This is a genomic window from Streptomyces sp. NPDC051310, assembly GCF_044455245.1.
GTDB lineage: Bacteria > Actinomycetota > Actinomycetes > Streptomycetales > Streptomycetaceae > Streptomyces.
In genome coordinates this window covers 13195-33828 of sequence record NZ_JBITEO010000028.1, presented here as the reverse complement: position 1 = coordinate 33828, position 20634 = coordinate 13195, and the positions used below count along the sequence as shown (strand labels likewise).

Sequence of the window (20634 nt, the reverse complement as noted above, 5' to 3'; positions counted from 1 at the left end):
GATGAGCACGGGAGCGGGTGCGAAGCCGAAGCGGATGCCGCGGGCCGTGCGCGAGCAGCAGATGATGGACGCGGCGGTACGGACCTTCGGTCAGCGGGGCTACCGGGCGGCGTCCATGGACGAGATCGCCGAACTGGCGGGCGTGTCCAAGCCGTTGGTGTACCTGTACCTGAACTCCAAGGAGGAGCTCTTCACCGCGTGCATCCGGCGGGAGGCCGCCGCGCTGGTCGCCGCCGTCCGCGCCGCGGTCCGGCCGGGGCTGCCGGCCGACCGGCAGCTGTGGGCGGGCCTGACGGCGTTCTTCACGCACACCGCCGAGAACCCGGACGGCTGGGCGATCCTGCACCGGCAGGCACGCACGCACGGCGAGCCGTTCGCCGCGGAGGTGGCGGCGATGCGCGACGACATCGCGGCGTTCGTCACGGAACTGATCGGCGCGGCGGCGCGCGAGGCGCAGCAGGACCCGTCCTTCGGCGACCGCGACGTGGCGGGCCTCGCCCAGGCACTGGTCGGCGCGGCGGAGTCGCTCGCCGGCTGGGCGAACGAGACGCCGGAGGTCGGCGCGAAGGAGGCCGCGGCGACGCTGATGAACTTCGCCTGGACGGGGCTCGGGAACCTCATGGACGGGCAGCGCTGGGCACCGAACGCACCGAACCGGTGAGGCGCCGGTCCCTTGGCCACGCGGCTGAAACGTTTCCTCGGCGGGGCCTGCGTCGGCGCCGCGGCGGCTGACACGTCCCCTCGGCGGGGCCTGTCCCAACGCGACGCCGCGCGGCTGGAAGCGCGGGGCCTCGTCCCGGCCTGCGCGGCGGGCGGCCGGGGCGTGACGGCGATCCCGGGGCGCCGTGCGAGGGCCGGGTGAGTCCCCGGGGCCTCACCCGAATGGGCACGCCGCCTTGCCCGCCGTACGGACCGGGCGTCGCATGGAGCCATGTTCGTACGGACGACTTACGCGACAGGTGATCCGGCCACGCTCGACCAGGCCGTGCAGGCGCTGACCACGGAGGGCCGGGAGCGGCTGGAGGAGGAAGCCGGCTTCCGGGGGGCGGGGCTGTTCGTGGACCGGGAGCTCGGCAAGCTGCTGACCGGGACGTGGTGGGCGGACGAGGAGGCCCTGCGGGCCGGCGCCGAACGCATGGCGGAGCTGCGCTCCCGGATGCTCGCGCCGTTCGCGACGACGGTGGCGGTCGACAACTGGGAGGTGGCGGTCGCCTCACGACCCGAGTCGGTCGGCGAGGGCGCGTGCTTCCGGCTGGTCCGGATGGAGTTCACGCCCTCCGACGCGGACCTCCTGGTCGACGCCTTCGAGAACGGCGCCCTGCCCAGGCTCCAGGCCATGCGGGGCTTCCTCGGCGGCTCGCTGCTCATCGACCGCGCCGGCGGGCGCGGCACCGTGGGCGCGGTCTGGGCCGACCGCGACAGCCTCGCGGCCTCCCGGGCCCCCGCGGCGGCCCTGCGCGGTGACGCCAACTCCAAGGCCCGGGCCACCGTGCGGTCGCTGGAGGAGTTCGAGGTCGCCATGCTGGTGGTCAGGCGCCCGTCCTCCTGACGGGCCGCCGGCCGCGGCGGCGGGCGCAAGCGGGGGGGCCGAGGACGGACGCGATCGTGGCGGTGACCATGGCGCGGCTCCTTGAGTACGCCCCGGGAACACGATCCACGCTACGCCGGACGCCCGTCACCGCAACGCCGAGGGGTTGCGCCCCCACGGACACCGTCCCGGCACGTGCGGGGGGCGCGGTCCGCCGGGGCGCCCGCGTGCGAGGGACCGCGGTCCGCGGGGGCGCCCGCGTGCGAGGGGCTGCGGTCCGCCGGGGCGCCCGGTTGCGGGAGCCACCCGGCCGGGTGAAGGTGGTTTCTGCAAGCCCGCGCACCGTCGAGCCATGACTCCGGTGTCCCCGGGGCGGCCGCGGGGCCGCGCCGGCCGACGGGGCACCGCAGCACACCACAGAGCGCACCTGGAACCCTCATGCCGAAAACCGCCCGGCGCCGCCTTTCCCGCTTCGTCGGTACCTCCTTCCTGGCCGCGCTGGCACTGCCGGCAGGCGTCACCTCCGCCGTGGCCGCGCCCGGCGGCGCCGTCACCGGGTCCGTCGCCTCCTTGGCCGCCCAGCCCTCCCCGCCGCCGGATCCTGTCGATCCGCCTCCCCCGCCGCCGCCGGATCCTGTCGATCCGCCTCCCCCGCCGCCGCCGGATCCTGTCGATCCGCCTCCCCCGCCGCCGCCGGATCCGCCGGATCCTGCTGATCCGCCTCCCCCGCCGCCGCCGGATCCGCCGGATCCGCCTCCCCCACCGCCGCCCGACAGCCCCCCGGCTTCACAGCCGAAGCTGACCCCCGAGGAGGAGAAGGACCTCCGGAACGGGATCGCCGAGCTCGACGTGCAGGAGGAGGTGAAGGACGGACTCGGCGACACGCTGGCGAAGGTGCAGGCCGCGCTCAAGGACCCCAGTACGCCGCCGGAGGACAAGGCCCGTTTCGACAGGGTCCTCACGCAGATGGCCTCGACGCTGAGGACCATTCAGGACCCTGGCACGGCACCGGAGGAGAAGGCTCAGCTCACCACGATCGTGGCGGGCATGACCGAGGCGCTGAGAGGAGCCGTGGACGAGAAGGTCGCGGTTTCGAACACCAGGCGGTGGTACTCGCTGCGCGCATCGGATTATGCCGACACGATGAAGGGGCTCGATGCGCCGGGCATGCCGCGGAAGACGCGCGCCCTCACTCTCGCACACCTGGAGTCGGCCAGCGCTGGACTGATGGCCCTTCACGCCCCGCAGTCCAGGCCGGAGAAGCCCCAGGAGGAGAAGAGGGTCAGGAAGGTCCTGGAGGAGAACTTCGCCTCGGTGAAGTCGTTGCAGAGCCCCGACTCCAAGGAGCGGAACCGGGCCAAGGGGAAGCTGGACCGGCTGCACGGCTCCGTCACGGATCCGGAGCACCGGCAGTTCGTCGAGGAGCTCAAGCGTCTCAAGGCGCCGGCCGCCTGCCTCACCTCGGTGGAGAACCGGACCCGCGAGGTCGGCTGGGCGGACGGATCCCTGTGGGGCGTGACGGAACAGTCTTGCGCCGACACGGTGTCCGCGGGCGCTGCCGACACGAGCAGCGCGTGGAGTCCGCTGTTCGGGTGCGTGGAGCAGAAGCCGTTCTCCCAGTGCACGGGGACCGTTCCCAAGGAGTGACGGCGCACGGCCGGGCCGGGCCCCGGCCCCGTGCGGAAGGCCCCCGCGGCGAGGTCGCGGGGGCCTTCCCCGCGCTGGGAGCCGGCGGCACCGATGAGTTCCGCCCGCGGCGCCGGTCCGTCCTCCGGACGACCAACCGAAGGAGCAGCACCATGACCAAGGTGTACACCGGCGCCAGCATGTCCCTCGACGGGTACATCTCCGGCCCCGGCGAGTCGGGCTTCGACAAGCTGTTCAAGTGGTACGGGAACGGTGACGTGACCGTCCGGACCACCCACCCCGAGCTGACCTTCCGGCTCACCGAGGTGAGCGCCACGCACTGGCGGCGGCTGGTGCGGGAGACCGGGGCGCTGGTCGTCGGGCGGAAGCTGTTCGACCTGACCGACGGGTGGGGCGGCAATCACCCGATGGGCGTGCCCGTCGTCGTGGTCACCCACGCGGTACCGGACGGCTGGCCCCGCGACGGCGCGCCGTTCCACTTCGTCACCGAGGGGGTGGAGGCCGCCGTCGCGCTGGCGCGCGAGCTCGCCGGGGACGGGAACGTCGGCGTCAACGCGGGCACCATCGCCCAGCAGTGCCTCGACGCGGGGCTCCTGGACGAGGTCGGCATCGATCTGGTGCCGGTGCTGCTCGGCGGCGGGACACCGTTCTTCACGGACCTCGAAGGCGCGCCGTACGAGCTGGAGGGGCCCGTCTCGCTCGCCGAGGGCACGGACGTGACGCACCTGCGCTACCGGGTGCGCCCGGCTTGAACGATTGTGCGACGGCCCGCCGCCGGGTGATCTTAGGGCGGTGCTGACCGAGAAACAGGCCGCCCTGAGCAGGCCCATGGTGCTCCTCCTGGCCGTCGCCTGCGGAGTGGCGGTCGGCAACCTCTACTTCCCGCAGGCCGTCGTCCCCCTCGTCGCCGCCGGCCTGGGCGTACCGGCCGGCACGGCCGCGCTCGTCGTGACGGCGGCGCAGTTCGGGTACGCGGCCGGCATCTTCCTCCTCGTACCGCTCGGCGACCGCGTGCCGCCCCGCCCCCTGATCACCACGCTCCTCGTCACCACCGGCGCGGGCCTGCTCGCGGCGAGCGCCGCGCCGGGGCCGGCGGCGCTCGCCGGGCTGAGCGCGCTGATCGGCGTCACCACCGTCGTCGCGCCCCTCGTCGGACCCATGGCGGCCGGCCTGGTGCCGGAGGAGCGGCGCGGGGCCGTCACCGGCACGCTGCTGGCGGGCTCCATCGGCGGCATGCTGCTCTCCCGGGCGGCCGGCGGGGCGCTCGGCGAGTGGCTGGGCTGGCGGGCGCCCTACGTGCTCGCCGCGGCCGCCTCCCTGACCCTCGCGGCGGTGCTGGCCCGCACCCTGCCGACGACCGCGCCCGCGGTGCGCCAGCCGTACCCGCGGCTGCTCGCCGCCACGCTGCGCCTGCTGCGGGACGAGCCGGAGCTGCGCCGCTCCTGCCTCTACCAGGCGACGGTCTTCGGCGCGTTCACCGCCGTGTGGACCGGCGCGGCGCTGCTGCTGACGGGACCGGTCTACGGGTTCGGCGCCCAGTCCGTCGGTGTGCTGGCGCTCGTCAACGTCGCCACCATGCTGGCCACCCCGGCCGCCGGGCGCCGGATCGACCGCCGGGGCCCCGACGCGGTCAACCTCGCCTGCTTCCTCGCCGTCCTCGTCTCCGCCGCCGTCCTCGCCGCGGGCGGCCTCGGCGGGGCGGCCGGCCTGGCGGCCCTGGCGCTGGGCACGCTGCTCCTCGACGTCGCGATGCAGTCCGGCATGGTGGCGAACCAGGTGCGGATCTGGGCCCTGCGCCCCGAGGCGCGCAGCCGCCTCAACACCGCCTACATGGTGTGCGCGTTCCTCGGCGGCGGCTTCGGCTCGTGGGCCGCCACGCGCGCGTACACCCACGTGGGCTGGCCGGGCGTGAGCGCGCTCGTCGCCCTCCTGGCCGGCCTGGGCCTGGCCCGCCACCTGCTGCGGCGCAGCCGCCCCTGAGGTGCCTAGGCTGCCCGTGTGAACCGACATCTGAGCTTCGAACTCCTGCACAACTTCCGCGACTTGGGCGGGTACCGCACCACGGACGGCCGCACCGTCCGGTGGGGCAGGCTGTTCCGCGCCGACTCGCTCGGCAAACTCCGCGGCGACGACTGGGACAGGTTCCTGGAGCTCGGCATCGGGACCGTCATCGACCTGCGGTACGACTGGGAGATCGCCGCCAAGGGGCGCGTACCCGAGCACCCCTCCCTCACGTACCACCACCTGAGCATCGAGCACCGCCCGTACGACCAGGCAGCGCTCGGTCCCGGTACCGAGACCGGCCCGTACCTCGCCGAGCGCTATCTGGAGGTCGCCCACGACGGCGTGAAGGAGCTGCGCCTGGCCCTCGACGTGATCGCCGGCGCGCACGACCGGCCGGCGGTCTTCCACTGCGCGTCCGGCAAGGACCGCACCGGCCTGCTGGCCGCGCTGGTCCTGGGGCTGCTGGGCGTCCCCGAGGACGACATCGTGGAGGACTTCACCCTCACGCGGTTCGCCACCGAACGGCTGGTCGCCGACTGGCGGGCGGCCCACCCCGGCCGCGAGCTCACCTGGCCCGGCTACGGGACCGCGCCCGCCGCGGTGATGCGGCTGTTCCTGGACGGCCTGAACGAGCGGTACGGGTCGGTGCGCGGCTATGCCGCCGAGCTGCTGGGGGTGGACGACTCCCTGGTCGCGGCGTTGCGGGCGAACCTCCTCGGCAGCGCACCGCGGCGGTAGCGTGGAGGCATGCGCGGGGACCCGGTCACGCCGGAGCCGGTGACGCTGTTCCTCTGCGGCGACGTGATGCTCGGGCGCGGCGTCGACCAGATCCTGCCCCACCCCGGGGACCCCACCCTGTGGGAGGAGTACATCCGGGACGCCCGCGCCTACGTCGAGCTCGCCGAAGCGGTGAACGGCCCCGTCCCCCGCCCGGTCGACTGGACCTGGCCCTGGGGTGACGCGCTGGCGCTGCTCGACGGGGCCGCGCCCGACGCCCGCGTGATCAACCTGGAGACCGCCGTCACGCGCAGCGACGACCGCGCCGGGGGCAAGCCCGTCCTGTACCGCATGCACCCCGGCAACCTGCCCTGCCTCGCCGCCGCCCGGCCCGACGTGTGCGCCCTCGCCAACAACCACGTGCTGGACTTCGGGCGGCGGGGCCTGCGGGAGACCCTCGACGTGCTCGCGGACGGCGGGCTGCGCGGCGCCGGCGCCGGGCGGGACGCCGAGGAGGCGTGGCGGCCCGCGGCGGTCCCGCTGGCGCGGGGCGGCCGGGTGCTGGTGTTCTCGTTCGGGATGCCGTCCAGCGGCGTGCCGGGGGAGTGGGCCGCCGGACCGGACCGGCCGGGCGTGGCCTGGCTCCCCGAGCCGTCCGATGCCGCCGCCGCGGCGGTCGTCCGCCGCGTACGCGACGAGAAGCGGCCGGGCGACGTGGTCGTCGCGTCCGTCCACTGGGGTTCCAACTGGGGCTACGGCGTCCCGCGCGGTCAGACCCGCTTCGCGCACGCCCTGGCCGACGGCGGCGTGGACGTCGTGCACGGCCACTCGTCGCACCACCCGCGGCCACTGGAGCTGTACCGGGGCAAGCTGATCCTGTACGGCTGCGGCGACTTCGTGGACGACTACGAGGGCATCACCGGCTACGAGCAGTACCGCGGCGACCTGCGCACGCTGTACTTCGTCTCCGTGGAGCCGGGCACCGGCCGCCTCACCGGGCTGCGCATGCCGGTCCTTCGGTCGCGCCGTCTGCGTCTCGGGCCCGCCTCGCCCGCGGACCACGCCTGGCTGCGCGCCACCCTCGACCGGGTCAGCCGGGGGTACGGCGTCCGGGTCGGTCCGGCCCCGGACGGGGCGCTGGTGTCGGCCGGCCCCTGAAGCGAGGGGCTCGCGGCCGGCGGCGGCCGCGCACAAAGGCAGGAGCCCTTTCCCGCGGCCGTGGGGCCGAGGGAAAAGGCTCCTTGGGGTACTGCTAAGTCGTGCGCGATCGCCGACCCGGGCAACTAGGCCGGGGTGACGTTCTCCGCCTGCGGGCCCTTCGGACCCTGGGTGACGTCGAAGTTCACGACCTGGTTCTCCTCGAGGGAGCGGAAACCAGAGGCGTTGATCGCGGAGTAGTGGACGAAGACATCCGGGCCGCCGCCGTCCTGGGCGATGAAGCCGAAGCCCTTTTCAGCGTTGAACCACTTGACGGTTCCGGTAGCCATAAGCCCTCCTATGGGCCAAAGGGTTGCCCTGCTCCAGAACCTGCAAACAAGTCTGAAAACTACAAAAGCCTGCGGGTTACATGCTCCGCAGGCTCTGTACTGCAAGGGAAACCAAACTGCAACTTGCGCCGAGCGTAGCACGCACCCTCCCGGAAGCGGTAGAGGGAAAGATCACTTCACCCGGATGTTTGAATCATTCGGCGGCGCTGACGCGCCACCCCGCCTCAGCGGCGGCATCGCGCGGGTCTAGCCTCGGGATGTGGACAATTCAGCCGACGGTCACCAGCAGCGGAGCCGCCCGCGCGTCGGGCACATCCAGTTCCTGAACTGCATGCCCCTGTACTGGGGCCTCGCCCGCACCGGAACGCTCCTCGATCTGGAGCTGACGAAGGACACCCCGGAGAAGCTCAGCGAGCAGCTCGTGCGCGGCGACCTCGACATCGGCCCGGTCACCCTCGTCGAGTACCTGCGACACGCCGACGACCTCGTCGCCTTCCCCGACCTCGCGGTCGGCTGCGACGGCCCGGTCATGTCCTGCGTGATCGTCTCCCAGCGACCGCTGGAGGACCTGCACGGGGCGCGCGTCGCCCTCGGCTCGACCTCCCGCACCTCGGTGCGCCTGGCGCAGCTGCTGCTCGCCGAGCGGTACGGCGTCGCCCCCGACTACTACACCTGCCCGCCCGACCTCGGCGTGATGATGCAGGAGGCGGACGCGGCGGTGCTGATCGGCGACGCCGCCCTGCGGGCCTCGCTGCACGACGCGCCGAGGCTGGGCCTCCAGGTCCACGACCTGGGGCTCATGTGGAAGGAATGGACGGGGCTGCCGTTCGTCTTCGCGGTGTGGGCGGTCCGCAAGGACTACCTGGCGCTCGAACCGGAGGTGACGCGCCGGGTGCACGAGGCATTCCTGGCCTCGCGGGACCTGTCGCTGGAGGAGGTCGCGAAGGTGGCCGAGCAGGCCGCCCGCTGGGAGTCCTTCGACGCGCGGCTGCTGGAGCGGTACTTCACGACGCTGGACTTCCGATTCGGTCCGGACCAGCTCGCCGGCGTACGCGAGTTCGCCCGCCGGACCGGACCGTCCACCGGGTTTCCGGCGGACGTGCACGTGGAGCTGCTGGACGCCGTACAGCACGCGTGATCCGTACGGTCCGTACCGCCCGTACACCGTGTACGGGAATTCCCGGCGACGGACCCGCGACGGAATGGAGAACGGCTGCCGGTCCGGCGCCGCTTTCCGCCGCGCCGGGATATCACCGCCGGCGTGGTGTGCCGCGGTCGGTACGCGTCCAGTATGTGTTCCGGACGGCACGGTGAAGACGGCACGGTGAAACGGGGGAGGACGGCATGCAGCCGCTGGAAGCGGGGGAACCGGGGGCCATCGGCCCCTACCGGCTGCTCGGCAGGCTCGGGGCGGGCGGAATGGGCCGGGTGTACCTCGCGCGCAGCGAGGGCGGGCGGACCGTGGCGGTGAAGGTCGTGCACCCGCACTTCGCGCTGGACGAGGAGTTCCGGGCGCGGTTCCGGCGCGAGGTGGAAGCGGCGCGGCGGGTCGGGGGGCAGTGGACCGCGCCGGTGCTCGACGCCGACCCGGACGCCCCCGTCCCCTGGGTGGCGACCGGGTACGTCAGCGGCCCGCCGCTCGCCCGGGCCGTCGCCGAGCACGGGCCCCTGCCCGAAGGCGCGGTCCGGGCGCTGGGCGCCGGACTCGCGGAAGCGCTGACCGCCGTGCACGGCCTCGGGCTCGTCCACCGCGACGTGAAGCCGTCGAACGTCCTGCTCGCCCTCGACGGGCCGCGCCTCATCGACTTCGGCATCGCCCGTGCGACCGACGGCACCGCCTCCCTCACCTCCACCGGCGTCTCGGTCGGCTCTCCCGGCTACATGGCGCCCGAGCAGATCCTCGGCAGGGGCGTGACCGGCGCGGCGGACGTCTTCTCGCTGGGCGCGGTCCTGGCGTACGCGGCGACCGGCGAGGCGCCCTTCACCGGCGACTCCTCGGCGGCGCTGCTGTACAAGGTGGTCCACGAGGAGCCGGAGCTGGCCGGCACCCTAGGCGGCGAGCTGCGGGAGCTGGTCGCCGCCTGCCTGGCCAAGGACCCGGCCGCCCGCCCCGCGCCGGCCGAGGTCGCCCGCCGGCTGGCGCCGGACGGGGCGGCCGCGCTGGTGGCCGGCGGCTGGCTGCCGGGCCCGCTGGTCACCCGGCTCAGCCAGGAGGCGGTGCGGCTCCTCGACCTGGAACCGGCGGTGGCCGACCCGTCGGCGGCCGGCTCGGGACCGGTGCCGTTCAGCAGCCCGGCGGTGGCGCCCGCCGGTGTCTTCGGACCGCCGGTCGATCCGCCGGAGCCGTTCGACCGGGTACCGACGGTGGGCGCGGTGCCCCCGCCCCGCACGCCCGTGTCCCTGTCGGTCAGCACGGCCTCCGAGCCCACCGCCGCCGGCCGCGGGCGCAGGCTCAGCTGCACGGTGGCGCTCGCGGTCGCGGGCGCGCTGGCGGCGGTCACGCTGAGCGGCGCGTACCTCATGGACCTGCTGCCGGGCGGGGGCGACGGCCCGAACGACACGGCCCGGCCCCCGGCGCAGAGCACCGCCCCCGGGGACACCGCCCCGGGCGGCGGCGCCGGCTCCGCCGTGCCGAAGGAGTTCCTCGGCACGTGGAAGGGGCCCTTCACGATGGAGATCCTCGGCAGCCGGGTGCAGGGCGGCTCGTTCACCGTGGTGGTCGGGAAGGGCAGGCCCGGCACCGTGATCGGTACGGTCAACCAGCTCGACGCCCTCGGCAACTTCGCCTGCGAGGACAAGCTGGTGCTCCGCAGCGCCACCCGTACCGAGCTCGTCGCCGACGGCTCGTCCAGCGGCAGGCCCGGCAACAAGTGCACGGGCGACACGCACACGGTGAAGCTGACGCTCGACGGCAAGCAGCTCGTCTACACCTCGGACGAGTCCCGGGCGGGCAACCCGCGGGCAGTGCTGGACAAGGAGGGGTGACCGGAGGAGCCGGCGGGCACCGCACCCCACCGCCCCGAAACACGCCGGAGGCGCTGGCGTAGGCTGGTTCGGTCCGTCCAGAACCCTGCCGAAAGGGACACACCCGGTGACCGAGAAGGCCGACCTCCAGTCCGTTCTCGACCGCGCCGCCGAGGGTGGGCGGATCACCCCCGAGGAGGCGCTCGACCTCTACCGGTCGGCCCCCCTCCACGCGCTCGGCGCGGCGGCGGACGCGGTGCGGAGGCGGCGCTACGCCGGTACGGAGCACATCGCCACGTACATCATCGAGCGCAACATCAACTACACGAACGTGTGCGTCACCGCGTGCAAGTTCTGCGCCTTCTACGCGCCGCCGAAGGACACCGCCAAGGGCTGGACCCGCGACCTCGACGACATCCTGCGCCGCTGCGCGGAGACCGTGGAGCTCGGCGGCACGCAGATCATGTTCCAGGGCGGACACCACCCGGACTACGGCGTCGAGTACTACGAGAAGCACTTCGCGGCCATCAAGAAGGAGTTCCCGCAGCTCGTCATCCACTCGCTGGGCGCCAGCGAGGTGGAGCACATGGCCCGCATCTCCGGCGTCTCCGTCGAGGAGGCCATCACCCGCATCCACGCCGCCGGCCTCGACTCCTTCGCGGGCGCCGGCGCCGAGCTGCTGCCCGAGCGGCCGCGCAAGGCGATCGCGCCGCTCAAGGAGTCCGGCGAGCGGTGGCTGGAGATCATGGAGATCGCGCACAACCTGGGTGTGGAGTCCACCTCCACGATGCTCATGGGCACCGGCGAGACGAACGCCGAGCGGATCGAGCACCTGCGCATGATCCGCGACGTCCAGGACCGCACGGGCGGCTTCCGCGCCTTCATCCCGTACACGTACCAGCCCGAGAACAACCACCTGAAGGGCCGCACGCAGGCCACCCTCTTCGAGTACCTGCGCATGATCGCCGTCGCACGGCTCTTCATGGACAACATCGCCCACATCCAGGGCTCGTGGCTCACCACGGGCAAGGAGATCGGGCAGCTGACCCTGCACTACGGCGCGGACGACCTCGGGTCGATCATGCTGGAGGAGAACGTCGTGTCGTCGGCGGGCGCGAAGCACCGCTCCAACCTGCGCGAGATGATCGACATGATCCGCACCGCCGACCGCGTCCCGGCGCAGCGCACGACGACGTACGAGCACATCGTCGTCCACGACGACCCGGCGAACGACCCGGTCGACGAGCGCGTCGCCTCGCACATCTCGTCCACCGCCATCGAGGGTGGCACCGCCCACCCCGAGCTGAAGCTGCTGAGCGCGAACTGAGCCGGCCGTGCTGACGATCCACGTCGCCGAGGCCACGCCCGGGTCGGCGGTCCTGGCCGACGGCGCGCGCATCGCCGCCGTCGGCCCGTACGAGGAACTGACCGCCGCGCATCCGCAGGCGCGGGTACGGCGGTGGCCGGGCATCCTCACGCCCGGACTGCTCAACCCCTACGGGCCCGAGCTCCTGGAGCAGGCGTACCACCCCGACCCGCGCGAGGCGGACCGGCTCGGCACCGCACCGCTCACCGGGGAGCGCGCCCAGGCGCTGTTCCGCGCCGACGCGTCCCTGCGGGGTGCCAGCGCGCGCCGCGGGGTGCAGCGGATGCTGGCGCACGGCACGGTCGCCGTCGCCGGTGAACTGCGCTCCCGCGCGGCCCTGGACGCGGTGCGGCGGGCCGGGCTCGCCGTGGGCGGGCGCCCGCCGGTGCTGCCGGGGCCGCCGTCCTTCTCCCCGGTGCCGCTCGTCCTGCTGCCGGCCCTCGTGGCGGGCGGCCCCGCCCGCTTCGCCGTCTTCGACGTGCCGGACCGCGCCGAGCTGGTGCGGCGCGGCGCCTCGACCTGCGTGGCCACCGTCCTCGGCGGGCGGCTGGTGTACCGGCGGACCTAAGGCCCTCCGGGCCGCGGCCGCCTGCTTGAATGGGTGCGTGACCCGAGCCAACCTGGACAAGCAGCCGCACGAAGTCGCCTCCATGTTCGACGACGTAGCGGCGAACTACGACCTCACCAACGACGTGCTCTCGCTCGGCCAGGACCGGCGGTGGCGCAAGGAGGTCGCCAAGGCGGTCGACGCCCGCCCCGGGCAGAAGGTCCTCGACCTGGCGGCCGGCACCGGTACCTCGTCGCTGCCGTTCGCGCGCACCGGGGCGTACGTCGTGCCGTGCGACTTCTCGCTCGGCATGCTCCGCGAGGGCAAGCGGCGCCACCCGTGGCTGCCGCTGACGGCGGGCGACGCGACGCGGCTGCCCTTCCGGGACGCGTCGTTCGACGCGGTGACCATCTCCTTCGGGCTGCGCAACGTCCAGGACACGGACGCGGCGCTGCGCGAGCTGCACCGGGTCACCAAGCCGGGCGGGCGGGTCGTCATCTGCGAGTTCTCGCACCCCACCTGGGCACCCTTCCGGACGGTGTACGAGGAGTACCTGATGCGCGCTCTGCCGCCGGTGGCCCGCGCCGTCTCGTCCAGCCCGGACGCGTACGTGTACCTCGCCGAGTCCATCCAGAGCTGGCCGGACCAGGCCGTCCTCGCCGGACTCCTGCAGAAGGCCGGCTGGTCCAAGGTGGCCTGGCGGAACCTGACGGGCGGGGTCGTGGCCCTGCATCGGGGTACGAAGCCCGTGGAGTGACGGTGAGTTGACGGGGCGTCGGCAACCGGCAAGATGGGTCGCTGTCGTTCCCCGTTCCTCCTCCTCCCGGAGCACCCATGGCGTCGTACTGCCCGCACTGCGGGACCCCGTCCGCGGACGAGGCACGCTTCTGCACGAAGTGCGGACGGGAGCGGCTGCCCGTGCCGCCGGTGCCCCCGCCCCCGGCCGCGCCGCCCGCGGCGCCTCCGGCCGGGCCCCCGCCGCCCGCCTACGCCCCCGCCGCCCCCGCCGAGGTCCCCGTACCGGCGGCACCGCGGCCGGGCAGCCGGCGCGTCGGGATGTGGGTGGCCGTGCTCGCGGGGGCGTTCGTCATCGGGGGCGGCGCCACCGCCGGGGTGCTCCTCCTCCGGGACGGCGGGGCTCCGCCACCCGCCGGGGCGGCGCCGTCCCCTACGGCCGAGGGCGCCGCGACTCCCGGCCCGACGGCGGACGACGCGAAACCCAGCGCGGGGCCCTCACCCGCCCCCTCCGCGGCCCCCTCCGCGACGGACGGTGCGGCGCCCGGCGCCACCCCGGTCGACGACGCCACCGGTGCCGAGCCGCCCGCCGTCCCCGAGGGCTACCGGCTCGTGTCCGACAGCGCCGGCTTCAGCTTCGCCATCCCCTCCGTCTGGGACCGTGTCAAGGAGGAGCCGAAGGGCCAGATCACCTACGCCGGATCCACCGGCATGGCGCACTTCCTCGTCGGCGTGATCCACGACGCCCCCTACACGTCGCTGGAGAACCTCACCACCCTGGAGGCCAACTCCCGCAAGAGGAACGCCGGCTACCAGCGGCTGCGGCTGGAGGCCAACACCTTCCAGGGCCGGCCCGGGGCCATCTGGGAGTACACGTACACCGACGAGGGCGGGCGGACGATCCACGCCGTCGACCAGTCGTACATCGCCGCGGACGGCACCGAGTACGCCCTCTACTTCACCGCGCAGGAGGACGCCTGGGACACCGCCCGCGAGACGTTCGAGGTGGCCCTGGAGACCTGGACGCTCAACGACGCGGACTGACGCACCGGCAGGCCGGCCGGGTGTCAGGGAGCCGTCAGCGAGAGGCGGAAGCAGTACCCCTCCTGCCCGCCGCTGCCGGGGATGGCGTACGTCTCCTCCCGGGTCATCCCGAGCCGCCGGGCCACCGCCATCGACCGCGTGTTGCGGGTGTTCACCATGGCGACCACCCGCTCCACCCCCGCCGCCCGCAGCCGCTCCAGGGTGGCGCGGGCGGCGGCCGTCGCGTACCCCTTGCCCCAGGCGGCCCGCGCCAGCCGCCAGCCGATCTCTATCTCCCCGGCAGGCCCCCAGGTGTGCGGCCACGGCTGCGCCCCCGTGAAGCCGATGACCTCGCCGCCCTCGTCCAGCAGGGTCCACAGGCAGAAGCCGCGCTCGGCGTCGTGCCGGCGCTGCCGGGCGGTGAACTCGTGGTACACGGACAACTCGGCCGGCCCGCCCTGGAAGAACTCCATGACCTCCGGATCGTCGAAGACCCGGTGCCAGGCGTACGCGTCCTCGTGCGTCGGCACGCGCAGGCGGACGACGGGCTCGACGGCGCCTGGGAGCAGCTCAGTCATCGGGGTGGCCCTTCGGGTCGGTGATCCGTACGTCCCCCTAGACTGCACATGACCTGTGCCGTCCGGTACGCAATTTCGAGTATTCGGGAGACCCCGCCGTGACCGAGCAGCAGCCCCTCTCCGAACACACCGCGGATGTGATCGTCGTCGGGGCGGGCCCGGCCGGCTCGACGACGGCGTACTACCTGGCCAAGGCGGGTCTGGACGTCCTGCTCCTGGAGAAGACGGCGTTCCCGCGCGAGAAGGTCTGCGGCGACGGTCTGACCCCGCGCGCCACCAAGCAGCTCGTCGCGATGGGCATCGACATCTCCGAGGAAGCGGGCTGGCTGCGCAACAAGGGCCTGCGCATCATCGGCGGCGGGGTGCGCCTCCAGCTCGACTGGCCGGACCTCGCCAGCTACCCGGACTACGGACTGGTGCGCAAGCGCGACGACTTCGACGAGCAGCTCGCCCGCCAGGCGCAGAAGGCCGGCGCGCGGCTGTACGAGCGCTGCAACGTCGGCGCGCCGGTCATCGACGACCGCACCGGCCGGATCACCGGTGTGCAGGCCCGGCTCGGCGAGGACAAGACACCGGTCACCTTCCACGCGCCGCTGGTCGTCGCCGCCGACGGCAACTCCACCCGGCTGTCGCTGGCCATGGGGCTGCACCGGCGCGAGGACCGGCCGATGGGCGTGGCCGTCCGCACGTACTTCACCTCCCCCCGCCACGACGACGACTACCTGGAGTCGTGGCTGGAGCTGTGGGACCGGCGCGGCCCCGGCGAGGACCGGCTGCTGCCCGGCTACGGTTGGATCTTCGGCATGGGCGACGGCACCTCGAACGTCGGCCTCGGCGTCCTCAACACCTCCGACTCCTTCAAGGAGCTGGACTGGCGCGAGGTCCTCAAGGCGTGGTGCGCCTCGATGCCGGCGGACTGGGGGTACCTCCCCGAGAACATGACGGGCCCGATCCGCGGTGCCGCGCTGCCCATGGCCTTCAACCGCCAGCCCCACTACACGCGCGGCCTGCTGCTGGTCGGCGACGCGGGCGGCCTGGTCAACCCGTTCAACGGCGAGGGCATCGCGTACGCCATGGAGTCCGGCCAGATCGCGGCGGACGTCATCGTCCAGGCGCACGCCCGCGCGACCCCGGCCCAGCGGGAGCTGGCCCTCCAGTCGTACCCGAAGATCCTCAAGGACACCTACGGCGGCTACTACACGCTCGGCCGCGCCTTCGTGAAGCTGATCGGCAACCCGAAGGTCATGAAGATCGCCACGCAGCGCGGTCTGACGCACCCGCTGCTGATGAAGTTCACGCTGAAGCTGCTCGCCAACCTCACCGACCCGACGGGCGGCGACGCGATGGACCGGATCATCAACGGTCTGTCGAAGGTGGCGCCGAAGGCCTGAGCCCGGCGCCGGCCGGCCCGGACACGGCGAAGGGCCGTCGCTCCCTCCCCGAGCGGGGGAGCGACGGCCCTTCCTGCCGTGTGCGTCCGGCTCCGGGTCAGAGCAGGCGGACCGCGCCGGACGGCGGGTCGTAGTCGAGCGACTGCTCGACGACACCGGTGCCCGGGTTCTGCGCGCCGACGAAGTTGCCGCCGCCGACGTAGATCGCCACGTGGTACGAGTTGCTCCGGCTGCCCCAGTAGAGGATGTCGCCGGGCTGGAGGTTGTCGAGCGAGACGGAGGTGCCCATGCTCGACTGCGAGCCCGAGACGCGCGGCAGGTCGATGCCGGCCTGGCGGTACGCGGCCTGGACGAGGCCGGAGCAGTCCCACGAGTTGGGGCCGGTGCCGCCCATGACGTACGCGTCGCCGACCTGGGCGCGGGCGAAGGCGACGATCGCCGCGGCCGAGCCGGTCACCGGCGAGGAGCCGTAGGAGGAGCCGCCCTCGTCGGAGGAGTCGGAGGAGCCGGAGTCCGAGGCGGCGAGCGTGGTGCGCTCGGTGGAGCGGTTGGCGCGCTCCTGAGCCTCGGCGCGGGCCTTCTCCGCCGCCTTCCGCTCGGCCTCGGCCTTGCGCTCGGCCTCCTGCTTGGCGGTCCTGGCCTCCTTGGCGGCCTTGACCGCCGCGGCGTTCTCCTGGGCCTGGAGCTCCATGTCGAGGGCGATCTGCTGCGTCGCTTCGGCGGAGGCGGCGACGGCGCTCGACAGGTCCGCGGAGACGCCACCGCCGAGCGCGGGCATCTCGATGGTCTCGGTCACCGGGTCGGCCTGGGCCGGACCCGCGGCACCGGCCACCGCGACGGTGCTGAGGACGCCACCGGCAACTCCGGCACGCAGCGCGAGCTTCGAGCCGCTGCGGCGGGGCTTCCGGTGGCTGGGTATGTGAGCGGTGTGGGACATGAGTACAACCGCTATCAGGGCGCCACGGTTCCCTTCAAGAAACGTGGTGTGCGCCACAGTTGTGCTTGGAATGTGTGAATCCGCTTCCTTGCGGACCTTATTGACGCCGTAACGGACAATGCGGACTCTCGTGATCAAGCCCGTGATCATGGGGTTTCCGTGAAACGCCCGAATTGCCGTGTGCTTACCATCCCTGCGCCCGCGTGGCCAAGCCCGCTTTCGGTGGCACGGGTTCCGAGTGACGCAGGTCACGGAGAGGTCACCGCCCGGACGCCCGAAAGATCGTGAAACCGCGCACGCGTCCACATCGGTCCCCGCGAGCCCCTCGGGCGAGTGAGGTGAAGCGCCTATATCACTCGTGGGAGCCCAAGGCGAATTTGCCTGTAGTGGCCATCGCTTGATAGGGCAAGCCCTCTCCGACCAGCGGTAACCCCCCTTCCGGTGACATACGGCACGCGCTCGGACGCGCCCTGTATCAAGATCGGCGCTCACCGGAATTCATGATCCTTCGCCAGGTGGTGGAGATCACAAAGACGTTGTCGTACCCCGTGTCGCAGATCACAGATCGACGGGCATAGGATGCGAAGCAGTCGGGCTTGTGAACTGCCTCACATGTGCACGATCTTCGCGAGGCGGCGAGACGGATGCCCGTGCGGTCCAACGGTCAAGGACGACTGGAAGGAGCGAGGAGCGTGAATGCCTACGCGCCCATCCTCGTGCTCGGCGCCCTCGGGGCAGGGTTTGCGATCTTCTCCGTGGTCATGGCCACGCTTATCGGCCCAAAGCGGTACAACAGGGCGAAGCTTGAGGCGTACGAGTGCGGTATCGAACCGACACCCACTCCGGCCGGTGGTGGCCGCTTCCCCATCAAGTACTACCTGACGGCGATGCTCTTCATCGTCTTCGACATCGAGATCGTCTTCCTCTATCCCTGGGCCGTCAGCTTCGACGCGCTCGGGCTTTTCGGGCTCGTCGAGATGCTGCTCTTCGTGCTCACCGTCTTCGTCGCCTACGCGTACGTGTGGCGGCGCGGCGGCCTGGACTGGGACTGAGGGACTTAAGGGGCTGAGGGGCACCGACATGGGACTCGAAGAGAAGCTGCCGAGCGGTTTTCTGCTGACGACGGTCGAACAGGCCGCGGGCTGGGTGCGCAAGGCGTCCGTCTTCCCCGCGACCTTCGGTCTCGCCTGCTGCGCCATCGAGATGATGACGACCGGCGCCGGGCGGTACGACCTGGCGCGCTTCGGCATGGAGGTCTTCCGCGGCTCGCCGCGCCAGGCCGACCTGATGATCGTGGCGGGCCGGGTGAGCCAGAAGATGGCGCCCGTCCTGCGCCAGGTCTACGACCAGATGCCCAGCCCGAAGTGGGTGATCTCCATGGGGGTCTGCGCATCGTCGGGCGGAATGTTCAACAACTACGCGATCGTGCAGGGCGTGGACCACATCGTCCCGGTCGACATCTATCTGCCGGGATGCCCGCCCCGACCGGAGATGCTGATGGACGCGATCCTCAAGCTCCACCAGAAGATCCAGAGCTCCAAGCTCGGGGTCAACGCGCGGGAAGCCGCCCGCGAGGCGGAGGAGGCGGCGCTCAAGGCGCTGCCGACCATCGAGATGAAGGGGCTCCTGCGGTGAGCGAGCAGCCGAACCCCGAGAAGGACCTCAGCGCGCAGAACCTGCCCGGGCAGCGCGGCGACCAGGGCGAGGAGATCCGCGTCCAGCGCGGCATGTTCGGCGCGAACAACGGCGGCGACACCTCCGGCTACGGCGGCCTGGTCCGCTCCGTCCGCCTGCCCGGCGAGGCCGTCCGCCCCTACGGGGGCTGGTTCGACGAGGTCGCCGACGAGCTGGAGGGCGCCCTGGAGGAGCAGGGACTCCTGCCCGGCCACGCGATCGAGAAGACGGTCGTCGACCGCGGCGAGCTCACCTTCCACATCGCCCGCGAGCACCTCGTACGCGTCGCCCGCACCCTGCGCGACGACCCCGCCCTGCGCTTCGAGCTGTGCACGGGCGTGAGCGGCGTCCACTACCCCGGCGACAAGGGCCGCGAGCTGCACGCCGTGTACCACCTGCGCTCGCTCACCCACGGCCGGCTGATCCGGCTGGAGGTCTCCGCGCCGGACGGCGACCCGCACGTCCCCTCGCTGGTCGCGGTGTACCCGACCAACGACTGGCACGAGCGCGAGGCGTACGACTTCTTCGGCCTGATCTTCGACGGCCACCCCGCCCTGACCCGGATCATGATGCCCGACGACTGGCAGGGCTTCCCGCAGCGCAAGGACTACCCCCTCGGCGGCATCCCCGTCGAGTACAAGGGCGCCCAGATCCCGGCTCCGGACCAGCGGAGGTCGTACTCGTGACCACTCCACCTGCCAGCGCCCGCGAAACCACCGAGGGCACCGTCTACACGGTCACCGGCGGCGACTGGGACGAGGTCGTCCAGTCGGCGGCCAAGGCCGACGACGAGCGGATCGTCGTCAACATGGGCCCCCAGCACCCCTCCACCCACGGCGTGCTGCGGCTCATCCTGGAGCTCGACGGCGAGACCGTCACCGAGGCCCGCTGCGGCATCGGCTACCTCCACACCGGCATCGAGAAGAACCTCGAGTACCGGACCTGGACGCAGGGCACCACGTTCGTCACGCGCATGGACTACCTGACGCCGTTCTTCAACGAGGCGGCGTACTGCCTGGGCGTCGAGCAGCTGCTCGGCATCGAGGACCAGGTACCCGACCGGGCCACCGTCATCCGCGTCCTGCTGATGGAGCTCAACCGCATCTCCTCCCACCTGGTGTGCATCGCCACCGGCGGCATGGAGCTGGGCGCCACCACGATCATGATCTACGGCTTCCGGGACCGCGAGATGATCCTGGACCTGTACGAGCTGATCACCGGCCTGCGTATGAACCACGCGTTCATCCGGCCCGGCGGCCTCGCCCAGGACCTGCCGCCCGGCGCCATCGACCAGCTTCGCGAGTTCGTGAAGACGATGAAGAAGAACATGCCGGAGTACGACAAGCTCGCCACCGGCAACCCCATCTTCAAGGCCCGCATGCAGGACGTCGGCTACCTCGACCTGTCCGGCTGCATGGCCCTCGGCGCCACCGGCCCCATCCTGCGCGCCACCGGGCTCCCGCACGACCTGCGCAAGACCGACCCGTACTGCGGCTACGAGACGTACGACTTCGACGTACCGACCGCCGAGTCCTGCGACGCCTACGGCCGCTTCCTCATCCGGCTGGAGGAGATGCGCCAGTCGCTGCGGATCATCGAGCAGTGCCTGGACCGGCTGCAGCCGGGTCCGGTGATGGTCGCCGACAAGAAGATCGCCTGGCCCGCCCAGCTCGCCCTGGGACCCGACGGTCTCGGCAACTCCCTCGACCACATCAAGAAGATCATGGGCACCTCCATGGAGGCCCTGATCCACCACTTCAAGCTGGTGACCGAGGGCTTCCGGGTCCCGCCCGGCCAGACGTACACCGCGGTCGAGTCGCCCAAGGGCGAGCTCGGTGTGCACGTCGTCTCCGACGGCGGCACCCGCCCCTACCGGGTCCACTTCCGCGACCCGTCCTTCACCAACCTCCAGGCCATGGCGGCGATGTGCGAAGGCGGCATGGTCGCCGACGTCATCGTCGCCGTCGCGTCCATCGACCCCGTGATGGGAGGCGTCGACCGGTGACCACTGTGTCTTCTCGGGGGGGCACCCCCGA

General features: G+C 72.5%; 21 protein-coding genes. 18 read left to right on the top strand and 3 right to left on the bottom strand.

The window, feature by feature from the left end; all coding sequences use genetic code 11:
* Position 1: 1 nt before the first annotated feature.
* The 7 genes from ACIA79_RS29870 to ACIA79_RS29840 all read left to right on the top strand — a co-directional run bounded on the left by ACIA79_RS29870 (position 2) and on the right by ACIA79_RS29840 (position 7054).
* Positions 2-661 (top strand): TetR/AcrR family transcriptional regulator, encoded by a 660-nt coding sequence (locus ACIA79_RS29870; RefSeq protein ID WP_399431503.1) that lies wholly within the window; start codon positions 2-4, stop codon positions 659-661.
* Between the two features lie 270 nt (positions 662-931).
* Positions 932-1549, top strand: a complete 618-nt coding sequence (locus ACIA79_RS29865; protein ID WP_399431502.1) for a hypothetical protein — start codon at positions 932-934, stop codon at positions 1547-1549.
* 840 nt (positions 1550-2389) lie between these two features.
* Complete coding sequence (locus ACIA79_RS29860; protein ID WP_399431501.1) at positions 2390-3175, top strand: hypothetical protein; 786 nt, start codon at positions 2390-2392, stop codon at positions 3173-3175.
* A gap of 152 nt (positions 3176-3327) precedes the next feature.
* Positions 3328-3927, top strand: a complete 600-nt coding sequence (locus ACIA79_RS29855; RefSeq protein ID WP_399431500.1) for a dihydrofolate reductase family protein — start codon at positions 3328-3330, stop codon at positions 3925-3927.
* 76 nt (positions 3928-4003) lie between these two features.
* Positions 4004-5155, top strand: a complete 1152-nt coding sequence (locus tag ACIA79_RS29850) for an MFS transporter (RefSeq protein ID WP_399431562.1) — start codon at positions 4004-4006, stop codon at positions 5153-5155.
* An 18-nt stretch (positions 5156-5173) separates the two neighbouring features.
* Positions 5174-5917: a tyrosine-protein phosphatase gene (locus tag ACIA79_RS29845; protein WP_399431499.1), complete on the top strand. Its 744-nt coding sequence runs from the start codon at positions 5174-5176 to the stop codon at positions 5915-5917.
* Between the two features lie 9 nt (positions 5918-5926).
* A complete protein-coding gene (locus tag ACIA79_RS29840) occupies positions 5927-7054 on the top strand; it encodes a CapA family protein (protein ID WP_399431498.1) in 1128 nt (375 codons plus the stop codon).
* A 125-nt stretch (positions 7055-7179) separates the two neighbouring features.
* Here the strand turns inward: ACIA79_RS29840 and ACIA79_RS29835 are convergent, their stop codons facing one another.
* On the bottom strand, positions 7180-7383 hold the full coding sequence (locus tag ACIA79_RS29835) for a cold-shock protein (protein WP_003967102.1): 204 nt from the start codon (positions 7381-7383) through the stop codon (positions 7180-7182).
* Between the two features lie 259 nt (positions 7384-7642).
* Between ACIA79_RS29835 and ACIA79_RS29830 the strand changes: the two genes are divergently transcribed.
* The 6 genes from ACIA79_RS29830 (at position 7643) to ACIA79_RS29805 (ending at position 14039) form a co-directional block, all read left to right on the top strand.
* On the top strand, positions 7643-8521 hold the full coding sequence (locus ACIA79_RS29830; RefSeq protein ID WP_399431497.1) for a menaquinone biosynthetic enzyme MqnA/MqnD family protein: 879 nt from the start codon (positions 7643-7645) through the stop codon (positions 8519-8521).
* A gap of 206 nt (positions 8522-8727) precedes the next feature.
* On the top strand, positions 8728-10368 hold the full coding sequence (locus ACIA79_RS29825) for a protein kinase (protein WP_399431496.1): 1641 nt from the start codon (positions 8728-8730) through the stop codon (positions 10366-10368).
* A 106-nt stretch (positions 10369-10474) separates the two neighbouring features.
* A complete protein-coding gene (mqnC, locus tag ACIA79_RS29820) occupies positions 10475-11674 on the top strand; it encodes a cyclic dehypoxanthinyl futalosine synthase (protein WP_391815962.1) in 1200 nt (399 codons plus the stop codon).
* A gap of 7 nt (positions 11675-11681) precedes the next feature.
* Entirely contained in the window at positions 11682-12281 is a 600-nt protein-coding gene (locus ACIA79_RS29815) for an imidazolonepropionase-like domain-containing protein (protein ID WP_399431495.1), read from the top strand.
* A gap of 37 nt (positions 12282-12318) precedes the next feature.
* The gene (locus ACIA79_RS29810; protein WP_399431494.1) at positions 12319-13017 is read left to right on the top strand and encodes a demethylmenaquinone methyltransferase; all 699 of its coding nucleotides are present in this window, start codon (positions 12319-12321) and stop codon (positions 13015-13017) included.
* A 77-nt stretch (positions 13018-13094) separates the two neighbouring features.
* Positions 13095-14039, top strand: coding sequence for a zinc-ribbon domain-containing protein (locus ACIA79_RS29805; RefSeq protein ID WP_399431493.1), 945 nt, complete (start codon positions 13095-13097; stop codon positions 14037-14039).
* Between the two features lie 23 nt (positions 14040-14062).
* Here ACIA79_RS29805 and ACIA79_RS29800 read toward each other — a convergent pair whose 3' ends face one another.
* The gene (locus ACIA79_RS29800) at positions 14063-14596 is read right to left on the bottom strand and encodes a GNAT family N-acetyltransferase (protein WP_399431492.1); all 534 of its coding nucleotides are present in this window, start codon (positions 14594-14596) and stop codon (positions 14063-14065) included.
* 98 nt (positions 14597-14694) lie between these two features.
* On the opposite strand from ACIA79_RS29800, the gene ACIA79_RS29795 reads away from it, so the two are divergent.
* Complete coding sequence (locus ACIA79_RS29795) at positions 14695-15987, top strand: geranylgeranyl reductase family protein (RefSeq protein ID WP_399431491.1); 1293 nt, start codon at positions 14695-14697, stop codon at positions 15985-15987.
* A gap of 97 nt (positions 15988-16084) precedes the next feature.
* Here ACIA79_RS29795 and ACIA79_RS29790 read toward each other — a convergent pair whose 3' ends face one another.
* Positions 16085-16924, bottom strand: coding sequence for a C40 family peptidase (locus ACIA79_RS29790; protein WP_399431489.1), 840 nt, complete (start codon positions 16922-16924; stop codon positions 16085-16087).
* Positions 16925-17616: 692 nt separating this feature from the next.
* Between ACIA79_RS29790 and ACIA79_RS29785 the strand changes: the two genes are divergently transcribed.
* Genes ACIA79_RS29785 through ACIA79_RS29770 form a run of 4 tightly spaced genes read left to right on the top strand, consistent with a single transcriptional unit; the run spans position 17617 to position 20603 of the window.
* Entirely contained in the window at positions 17617-17976 is a 360-nt protein-coding gene (locus ACIA79_RS29785) for an NADH-quinone oxidoreductase subunit A (protein ID WP_031077122.1), read from the top strand.
* A 28-nt stretch (positions 17977-18004) separates the two neighbouring features.
* A complete protein-coding gene (locus tag ACIA79_RS29780; protein WP_031077121.1) occupies positions 18005-18559 on the top strand; it encodes an NADH-quinone oxidoreductase subunit B family protein in 555 nt (184 codons plus the stop codon).
* On the top strand, positions 18556-19284 hold the full coding sequence (locus ACIA79_RS29775; protein ID WP_399431488.1) for an NADH-quinone oxidoreductase subunit C: 729 nt from the start codon (positions 18556-18558) through the stop codon (positions 19282-19284). The genes ACIA79_RS29780 and ACIA79_RS29775 overlap by 4 nt, the downstream gene beginning before the upstream one ends.
* A complete protein-coding gene (locus ACIA79_RS29770; protein ID WP_399431486.1) occupies positions 19281-20603 on the top strand; it encodes an NADH-quinone oxidoreductase subunit D in 1323 nt (440 codons plus the stop codon). The genes ACIA79_RS29775 and ACIA79_RS29770 overlap by 4 nt, the downstream gene beginning before the upstream one ends.
* The last annotated feature ends 31 nt before the right edge of the window (positions 20604-20634 follow it).

Bases quoted from the DNA above. Each gene is read 5' to 3' on its own strand.
- ACIA79_RS29870 (WP_399431503.1), top strand. From the start codon at position 2: ATGAGCACGGGAGCGGGTGCGAAGCCGAAGCGGATGCCGCGGGCCGTG.
- ACIA79_RS29865 (WP_399431502.1), top strand. From the start codon at position 932: ATGTTCGTACGGACGACTTACGCGACAGGTGATCCGGCCACGCTCGAC.
- ACIA79_RS29855 (WP_399431500.1), top strand. From the start codon at position 3,328: ATGACCAAGGTGTACACCGGCGCCAGCATGTCCCTCGACGGGTACATC.
- ACIA79_RS29850 (WP_399431562.1), top strand. From the start codon at position 4,004: ATGGTGCTCCTCCTGGCCGTCGCCTGCGGAGTGGCGGTCGGCAACCTC.
- ACIA79_RS29840 (WP_399431498.1), top strand. From the start codon at position 5,927: ATGCGCGGGGACCCGGTCACGCCGGAGCCGGTGACGCTGTTCCTCTGC.
- ACIA79_RS29835 (WP_003967102.1), bottom strand. From the start codon at position 7,383: ATGGCTACCGGAACCGTCAAGTGGTTCAACGCTGAAAAGGGCTTCGGC.
- ACIA79_RS29825 (WP_399431496.1), top strand. From the start codon at position 8,728: ATGCAGCCGCTGGAAGCGGGGGAACCGGGGGCCATCGGCCCCTACCGG.
- ACIA79_RS29805 (WP_399431493.1), top strand. From the start codon at position 13,095: ATGGCGTCGTACTGCCCGCACTGCGGGACCCCGTCCGCGGACGAGGCA.
- ACIA79_RS29800 (WP_399431492.1), bottom strand. From the start codon at position 14,596: ATGACTGAGCTGCTCCCAGGCGCCGTCGAGCCCGTCGTCCGCCTGCGC.
- ACIA79_RS29790 (WP_399431489.1), bottom strand. From the start codon at position 16,924: ATGTCCCACACCGCTCACATACCCAGCCACCGGAAGCCCCGCCGCAGC.
- ACIA79_RS29780 (WP_031077121.1), top strand. From the start codon at position 18,005: ATGGGACTCGAAGAGAAGCTGCCGAGCGGTTTTCTGCTGACGACGGTC.